The organism is Mycobacterium sp. 1245801.1, assembly GCF_001673055.1.
Taxonomy (GTDB): Bacteria; Actinomycetota; Actinomycetes; order Mycobacteriales; family Mycobacteriaceae; genus Mycobacterium; species Mycobacterium europaeum_A.
The window spans coordinates 1-8,277 of the sequence record NZ_LZKY01000061.1; the positions used below are offsets into that span (position 1 = coordinate 1).

Annotated in this window: 6 protein-coding genes and 1 pseudogene; 1 reads left to right on the plus strand and 6 read right to left on the minus strand. The window is 60.9% G+C overall.

The annotated features are described in order from the left end of the window. The 5 genes and pseudogenes from A5622_RS03310 to A5622_RS03330 form a co-directional block, all read right to left on the minus strand. Window positions 1-1,893, minus strand: a pseudogene (locus A5622_RS03310) (hypothetical protein); the annotation flags it as partial. Next, window positions 1,890-2,960 (minus strand): DUF4007 family protein, encoded by a 1,071-nt coding sequence (locus tag A5622_RS03315; protein ID WP_066876630.1) that lies wholly within the window; start codon window positions 2,958-2,960, stop codon window positions 1,890-1,892. The pseudogene A5622_RS03310 and the gene A5622_RS03315, both read right to left, overlap by 4 nt. A gap of 13 nt (window positions 2,961-2,973) precedes the next feature. After that, window positions 2,974-4,119, minus strand: coding sequence for a cysteine desulfurase family protein (locus A5622_RS03320; RefSeq protein ID WP_066876632.1), 1,146 nt, complete (start codon window positions 4,117-4,119; stop codon window positions 2,974-2,976). 572 nt (window positions 4,120-4,691) lie between these two features. After that, window positions 4,692-5,513 carry a hypothetical protein gene (locus tag A5622_RS03325; RefSeq protein WP_066876634.1) on the minus strand — a complete coding sequence of 274 codons (822 nt, stop codon included), beginning with the start codon at window positions 5,511-5,513 and terminating at the stop codon, window positions 4,692-4,694. 483 nt (window positions 5,514-5,996) lie between these two features. Further along, on the minus strand, window positions 5,997-6,449 hold the full coding sequence (locus tag A5622_RS03330; RefSeq protein ID WP_066876636.1) for a VOC family protein: 453 nt from the start codon (window positions 6,447-6,449) through the stop codon (window positions 5,997-5,999). Between the two features lie 152 nt (window positions 6,450-6,601). On the opposite strand from A5622_RS03330, the gene A5622_RS03335 reads away from it, so the two are divergent. Then, complete coding sequence (locus tag A5622_RS03335; protein ID WP_066876638.1) at window positions 6,602-7,870, plus strand: cytochrome P450; 1,269 nt, start codon at window positions 6,602-6,604, stop codon at window positions 7,868-7,870. 4 nt (window positions 7,871-7,874) lie between these two features. On the opposite strand, the gene A5622_RS03340 is transcribed toward A5622_RS03335, so the two are convergent. Further along, window positions 7,875-8,277: TetR-like C-terminal domain-containing protein (locus A5622_RS03340; RefSeq protein ID WP_066876640.1), on the minus strand; the 403-nt coding region annotated here is incomplete at its 5' end.

Sequence of the window (8,277 nt, forward strand, 5' to 3'; positions counted from 1 at the left end):
TGTGTCGGCGATAACGACTTGCAGTCTCTGCTGTGCCGCAGAGGCTCTCTCAACCAGCTCACTGCGGGCCACCCAATCGGCGCCTTCCGATTCGGCGCTCTGCAGAGCCGAATTCAGTGCGGCAGCATTGATTGCGGCTTCGCGTACCGCTGATATGTCCTCCGGCACAACATAAATAGCGGGTCGTCCGTCAGCCGGGCGAACAGCCTCCAGCGGATTCAGTTTCGGGTCTATTGCGTAGTACACGATGCCGTCCAATGTGGCGTCGAGTTCATCGACCGCGACTCCGTATGCACCGCTAAAGCTTCGTGAAAACACCCGCAACACACCGGTTCGCTGACTGTGACGCCCTGCTACAAGAGGTTCCAAGCTCGACGCGCTCATCAACAAGTCGCCGAGATCGGCTGCAGCGTACGAGCTGCGGGCATTTTCGATTACCTGACGAAGGTTGTAATCGGATCCTTGCCAGATCCTGTACTCGTCTGAGAAGGCTCGGTAGGTAATCAATCCCGCGTCAACCAACGACTTGACGAGAGTTCCCAGATCTGCTCCGCACTCTGGATCAGAATCTAGGGCTAGGCGAAGCAATCCCTCTGACGCTCTGATCCGACCACCGCTCGCGACTAGGTTAAGCAGTCCGATTGTCTTCAACACCTTGAGTTGCGCCGAGGAGAGCCCCGGTGTATCGCGGATACGGGTTTCGATCTCGATCCACCGGCTGGCGCTGTCGGCGACGCCAATCATGTTTCCCGATGATTCTAGGAAGTAGTCATAGAGGAGATCTAGGCCAGCGAATGGAATTGGCTCTTTCGGCTTCCACGCTGCCTTCTGGAGGTACTTGGGCAGAGCGTAAGGCTCGGCACCCGTTAGGAAAGAAAATAATGTGCGCTCGTTCTGCCCGTAACGGCTGCATAACTCGGGCAGAACGGCAAGCGCTATCGGATGGAGAGGCATTGCACGGGGCGCATCATCTGCGACGTCGCGTAAGCCTTGGGACTCCAACGCATTTCGATGATTGGATATCCAGCGATCTGCTGCACGCTGGAAGGCGCCATCTTGTTTGAGTGCGGAGGCGATGAGCCTGCGTGACTGCGAAGGCGTTTCAACGTACGGGATATCTTGAAAGCGACCTTGCACCTTTGCCCACTCGCGTCGCCGAGTGGTGGAGCTGCCCTGGACATATTCATCAAAAGACAGATGTTGCATGGTAACGATGACAAGTGGCGCCGCCAGGGCGCCCTGCGTCATCTCGGCTAGCTCTTGCAGGAGGAAAGGGTCACCATCGCTGCCAGACTTCGCGAAATACTCCAAGTTCTTGCCAAATTCGTCAACAACAAGAAGCAGGGGTTGGTTCTGGGTCATCGTTTCAACGAGTGTCCGAATGACTTCTGGGCTGATGGTGCCGTTTCCGTCGAAGAAGTCGCTCGGTACGAGGGCCTCGGTACCGCGATGATGCCGGCGCGCGCCTGCATGTAGTGCGCGAGCAATAGTCGCCGCCACTGGCTCATTACGTGCGGTTGCGAAAGCTCGGATGAAGCCAGCCTTACCAACGTTTACCGATTGCATTCCGCCACGTAGCGATGCACCGACAGCCGGTGCAACGCTGTTCAGAATCCCATGCGCGCGTTTGAATTCAGCGGTAGCCGAGCCTGCGAGGAGGCCGTCGAGAAAGACGGCGAGCGAGGATTTGCCGCCGCCGTGAGGCCCCGTGATCGTGAATGTGCGGCCCGCTGCCGGATCGCTGAGTCCGTTCGCAATCCGGGATATCACATCGAGCGCGCGACCGGTGGGAATGTAACCATCGATTGCAGCGCCACCGTGGTCACGCTCTACATTAGCGGACCTGCTGAATCGATCGCTGGTCTTGACATAGTCAGCGAGTGTGGTATTCATGCGGCGTCCCCATCCCTCTGCGCGCGCGCCCGTTGAGCTTTTCGGAGCAGACGCTCAATTGCTGTGTCGGGAAGCTGCGGCTCGGTAGCTGCAGGCCCTACGAATGCCCAATCCGACAACGGCGGTAGGTCGGCATGCTGTGCCCGCCTGGCCGCAAGCAGCTCGAATGCCACGTGGGCAGCAGGTGCGCTAATGGCGAGCTGCCTCGAGCCAGCCGGCCGGATGAGTCGGAGATGCCCGACTGAGGCTTGGCACTCTTCAATCGCTTCGGCAATATCTTGCTCGGTTATCTTCATTAGGCGACCCGGTGACCCGGAATCGGCCGCGAGCCGTGTGAGTGTAACGGTTTGATTTCCCTCGACGCCGCGAGCCAGGTAGTCGAGGCACGCGAAGGTGATTGCCGCGGCTGGCAAGGTTGGCTTTGCTCCGCGGATCATTCGGTACGCGTGCTTCTTCATCCCCCGCGTCGGACGGATCAGACCTAGTTCTCGGAACGGCGAGTCAAGAAGGTCATCGACTGTCTGCCGTCCTTGCGTCTCGCGGCGAGAGTACATACGCAAAAGGCAATCAACATCTTTCTGCACACTGCTTTTCATCGGCTGAGACCATGTGGTGGCGGCTATCTCATCGAGGCAAAACTGCAGTAGCTCAGCCTCGGTAAACTCAAGTGCGCCGAAATCGTTGAACGCCAAGCGCCACACCGGAAGGATTGAGTTCTCTGTTACAGCGTGCCAATGCAGTATCCACAAGGTAACCGAGTCTTCAATAAACGGGTCAAGGCCCACTCGGTCGTCTAGAAGTGCACGGCCAATGCGGGTCGGTGTGTAAACCGAGGTGCGTGGGCGCTCTGGGTGGGGGCGCCGAGCGATCACTTTCGTAGCCAAGGCCCAAAAGCGAATCGCCTCCACCATGTTCTTGCCGACCCCCAGCTCGACTGGAGCTGTCAACTCGTTGAAGATATTCGGGTTGCGCGCCGCAGCATCGAAACCTTTCTTGATCCAGCCGAAGCGCGGGTGAAAAGTCTGATGGTTAGCGAACATTGGAGTCGCCGATTGCTCAAGCGTCATGAAATCGCCCCTCCTAGTCTGACGTCAATTCACGTACGCGGGTCACTGCGGCAGCTATCGAGCGAGCTGCAACCCTTACGTCTTCTTCGGTGGTTGGCCGTCCGAGCGAGATGCGAAGCGATTCAGATGCCTCAACACTGCTCGCACCCATGGCCAGAAGGACGTGTGACGGCGTAGGCACCGCGGATTGGCATGCGCTGCCCGCAGAAACTTGGACGTCTGGCATGGATGCCATCACGGCTTCAGCATCTGCTCCCGCGAATCTCAGGTTGAGGGTGTTGGAGAGCCGTTTGGCTCCCGCACCATTCACATGGATATCCCTAAGGTCACGCCTTAGCTCCGCGAGCAGCGTGTCAGCAAGGCGGCCAACCCGCACCGCATCCATTAGCTGCTCCTTCATAGCGAGTTCAGCCGCTAGCCCGAAGCCCGCGATCGACGGAGTGTTCTGAGTGCCGCCGCGTAGACCACGTTCCTGGCCGCCGCCGCCGGCAATGGGCACAAGTACTTTCTGAACGTGCCGGTCTGCGATCAGTGCACCAGCCCCTTTCGGTCCGTACACCTTGTGACTGCTGAAAATCAAAATGTCCGCCACCTTCGTCACCTCATCGAGGGAACCCTTACCGACCAACTGGGTAGCGTCGACGAAAGTGAACGCGCCGTGACGCTCTGCGATGTCTGCGACTTCCGCCACAGGACCGAGCACGCCCGTCTCGTTGTTAGCCGCCATGACCGCAACCACAGCCACCGAGTCATCGGTGAGCGCGTCAAGCTCATTGAGGTCGACCACGCCATCTCGATCCACGGACACTGTGCGGACCTCACCCCCACTCAGCCGAGCGCCAAGCTCGACTGCGGCCAAGATGGCCTTATGCTCCGCAGCCGATACCACTACATTGGGACGTTCCCTCACACCGAGCATCACGCCGAGCAACGCAATAACCGCAGCTTCGGTTGCACCGCTCGTGAAGATCACGTCTTGGCCCGGCCGCCGAGCGAAAGTAGCCACGCGGTTACGAGCTTCCTCGACGATTTCGCCGGCGGCTTGACCGCCAATGTGCTGCAAACTAGAGGGATTGCCGAAGACTCCGTGGGCCTCGCCCAGCACAGCAAGAATCCGTTGGTCAACCGGAGTGGAGGCATTGTAGTCGAGGTAGACCATCGAACCTGATCCTATTCGTCTTGACGGAGAAATCTGAGGAGCCACGCGGCAGCGCTAGCTTCGCACGTACCTACGACAAAAAGTGCCTTCGCCACTATCGATCAGCTGGGATTCGACTCCGAGGCGACCGTTCCCTCGCTGGGTGGCGTGACGGGACTGTTTGCAAGCCCGGCGAGGCGGTGCTTCCCGGAGCCTTGAGATCGCGCCGCCTCGCCGGATACCTATAGGGCCAAACTTTCAGATCAGGTGCGCCGACCGGGCCGATTGGTGCGAGTCAAGGGCCTCTGACCAGCCCAACCAAGTTGAGGTGAACGCCTAAAGCCCCTTAAAAGCGGAAGGTCGCCGGTTCGATCCGCCCCGGGCCAATCAATAAGTCCTGGCGGGTTGCCAAGGTTTGCGGAGCTCCACGGGTTATGCGGTTGCGGTATCGAGTACGCCTCCGCGCCGGCGAAGCGCACCACTTCGGCTGAGTCAAGCAACGCGGTTAATCACCAGAGAAATTTCCCATGCGACCCCGCTGGTCCAAGAGCGGCACACCAGTTGTCCCGAGCCTGCATCAAACCCGGGATCGTTCATCGGTGCTTCGTCGAGCCGATCGGCCTAATGGTGAAGAGCTCGCCGCTCAACTCAGGCCATCGACTACCCGAGTCATATCGGATGGCCAATTCGCCTGCCCGACACCGTTCGTCAGCCGGACTAATCTGAACAAAGTCTCGCTTGGTGCGGATCGCCGAGGTCCCGAAGAGCGGCCCCACTGGGTGGTCAAGAGCACGACGGAGTTCTTCCTCCGTGACACCGGGGAATTTGGGCAACAGCGTTGCCGACAATTGAGGTGAGTACTGGTCATTGTGGAAAGCTGCGATCGTCCCGTCGACGAGCCTTTCGCTGTACGAGATCGCGTTGCGCGGCCCAAGCTTGGTGGCGTGCACTACGAGCCGAAGCCCGAATTGTGTGTCGCGTCCAAGATCTCCGGGGAAGAGCTGAATTCCGTTGTCTGCGTTGGCCTCGCGAAGCGCGAACCAGACCGGGCGGGCGGACCCATCGTCCGAAAGCCGACGGGATACGCGACCCCAGCGGGCAAGCGTCTCGGCAGGTTCCCAGGTGGTCCACTGCCCCCCGGAAGTGTAGCGGTAGTAGTGGAGGTGCCCGCCAATGAGGTCTATATCGACCGGCGGCTCAGGTATGTCGCCGTGGCCCTGCTCGAACCGCAAACACATGACGCCCCGCGGCATCGATTCGAGCAAATTGGTAAACAGGCTGTTTTCCGTGTCGGCGATGCGCGGCTCGGTGCTGTCGTAAAAACCACTGAAGGCCGCGCCCGCGGAAATCTCTAGCCGCGCCAAGGCCGCCTTCAACTCAAGTTTCAGATCCTTCTGCCAGTCATGTCTCTCCATACCGCCGAATTGAATGCGGTATCCAGACCAGACCTCGACTCTGGTCGGGGCGGGACGAACGAAAAAAGGCCTCATAACACCGCGCCAATCACAATGCGACGACTGCGCAAATCGGTGGCATATTCTAAGCAATCTGTTCGGCCCCGGCCCGTATTCTTTTCAGCGTGGATTAATTCCCGTGTGCACGCCGGAAAAGTGCGCACGGACGATCGGCATCTACGAGCGCTGCTGTGACGCCCGACGCGGCGCCTCCTCGCACCGCCGCGCCAAGCTAGCACCGCCGCGCCAACCAATCCATTGTGAGCATTGCGATCTCCCTGGTTGTTCTTCACTTCGTGCGCCAAGCCATGACTACTACAAATGTGTGCACCACGCTCGTGGACAGCATTCATGAGTTGGTCGCTCACGAGCGACACAATCTCATCCAGCACCGACAACACAGCTCTGGTCGCGCGTCGAGAACGGTGGATCTGGCAGTCCGGCCTAAGGCCTCGCCGGCAAAGCCGCCAACCACCCCTCCGAAAGCAACTCCAACAACTGCCCGTCCGGATCCCGGATCATCGCCATCGCCTCACCCACGGTCCCGTCGACCACCGCTCCCCCGAACTCCGCCACCCGAGCCAACACACCAGGTAGATCCGACACCGAAAACGAGATGTGCGTCAGCCCGATCTGATCCATCACCCGCTCCGCGCCGGCGTGAACCTGGCGCTTCGAATAGTCCATCAGTTCGAGCACCAAGCCGTCCCGCACCAGATACGTCGCATGCACGCCGAGCGGCTCGGGCAGCCCCACCAGCTTGGAGGTCGGGCCGTCGGGCGGGTCCAGTTCCCACCAGAACTCAAACCCCAGCAGGCCCTCGTAGAAGCGGCGCGACCGTTCGCGGTCCGCGACGCATAACCCAACGTGATTGAAAACCGTCCGATGGCTCGTCATGACAACCTTTCCGCAGCAAACCGGGCCCACGCCTCCACCCAGACGGACCTGAGAACCGCTGTCGCCGCCCAGCCCAGACGCGTAATAATGCAAACATAACCATTAAGCGCACCGCCGAAGAAGCAGATCACCTTCCGTTGGAGGGCTTTTCGATGGCCACACGTCCGAACGTCAGCGCCGACGCGATCGTTGACTTCGACCATCATTCCGACGCTTTCAACCTCAACGAGCTGGCCGTCAACGCCGACCTGCGGCAGCGATGTCCCGTGGCGTGGAACGAGAACTACGGCGGGTTCTGGTTCCTCAGCAGCTATGACGCCGTAAGCCAAACCGCCCGCAACGGCGGCACTTTCGCTCACAAATACGAGCCCAACGCGCCAGACGGCGTCGACTATCAAGGCGAGATGGGCGTCCCCCGCCCCGACGGCCAGCCAGCCCTGGGCATCGGCGAGGTCGACGGTCCCTACCACCAAGCGCTACGGCACGCGCTGGCGCCGTTCTTCTCCCCCGGCGCCGTCGAGAAACTCAAGCCGTTCATGGAGCAATCGGCGCACTGGTTCCTCGACCAACACATCGCCGACGGACGCATGGACTTGGTGCTCGACTACGCCAGCCCGGTCCCGGCCATCCTGACCATGATGCTGATGGGCCTGCCCTACGATAATTGGCAGTTGTACGCCAACCTCTTTCACTCCGTCATGGCCGTCTCCCAAGACAGCGAAGAGTACGCGCAAGCGATCGCCAAGGTGCCCGCCATGATGGAAGAAGTCCTCGAGTTCGCCGCCGCACGACGGGCCGACGCCCGAGAAGACCTGACCAGCTTCCTCATTCAATTCGAGTTCGACGGCCAGCGCCTCACCAACGAACAACTGCTCAACATCCTGTGGAACCTCATCGGCGGCGGCGTCGACACCACCACCTCCCAAACCGCGCTGACCCTGCTGCACCTGGGCACCCACCCCGACCTCCGCCAGCAGCTCATCGAGCACCCGGAGCTGCACCGCACCGCCACCGACGAATTCCTGCGCTACTTCTCCGTCAACCAAACCCTCAGCCGCACAGTCACTCACGACGTCGTGCTCGCCGGTCAACGCCTGCGCAAGAACGACAAAGTCGTCATCAGCTGGCTGTCGGCCAACCACGACGAAAGCGAGTTCGACCGGCCCGACGAGATCATTCTCGACCGCGCCCCCAACCGCCACGTCGCCTTCGGGCTGGGTCCGCATCGCTGCATCGGGTCGCACCTGGCCCGGCTGATGTCGAGCGTGATGGTCAAGGCCGTCCTCGACCGTATCCCCGACTACGCAGTCGACGTCGAAAACGTGCACCAATACCTGGGCAACCCGAGCATGACCGGCCTGGGCACGCTCCCGGTCACGTTCGCGCCGGGAAAAAGCCAACAAACAGAACGGCCCTGGTAATCGCTCAAAGCACTTGCGCCACAACGCCCGCGATGATGTCGTCGGGGGCCTGAACGATCCCGACCGCACCCAGTTGGCCGCCGATGGCCAGCGAGGCGATGCCGTGCACCAGCGACCACAACGGCGCGGCCACCTCCCGAGGATCCCGATCCCCGACGATGCCGGCCTCCTGGCACTTGGTGATCGCGTCGAGCAGGTCGCTGAACGCCTGCTCGCCGGCCACCGCCACGCTCGGCTGCTCGGCCTTCAGCGACTCCCCCCCGAACATCACCTGATAGTGATCGGGGTGGTCAATGGCCCAGCGCACATAGGCGCGGCCGAGCTCGACCACCCGCTCCTTCGGATCGGAAGCGCGGTCGGCGGCCGCGGCCAGGTCGGCGTGCAACTGCTGGAATCCCTGTTCGGCG

What these genes read in the sequence shown, in the direction of transcription:
- A5622_RS03315 (WP_066876630.1), bottom strand. Translation starts at nt 2,960, where the DNA reads ATGACGCTTGAGCAATCGGCGACTCCAATGTTCGCTAACCATCAGACT.
- A5622_RS03320 (WP_066876632.1), bottom strand. Translation starts at nt 4,119, where the DNA reads ATGGTCTACCTCGACTACAATGCCTCCACTCCGGTTGACCAACGGATT.
- A5622_RS03325 (WP_066876634.1), bottom strand. Translation starts at nt 5,513, where the DNA reads ATGGAGAGACATGACTGGCAGAAGGATCTGAAACTTGAGTTGAAGGCG.
- A5622_RS03330 (WP_066876636.1), bottom strand. Translation starts at nt 6,449, where the DNA reads ATGACGAGCCATCGGACGGTTTTCAATCACGTTGGGTTATGCGTCGCG.
- A5622_RS03335 (WP_066876638.1), top strand. Translation starts at nt 6,602, where the DNA reads ATGGCCACACGTCCGAACGTCAGCGCCGACGCGATCGTTGACTTCGAC.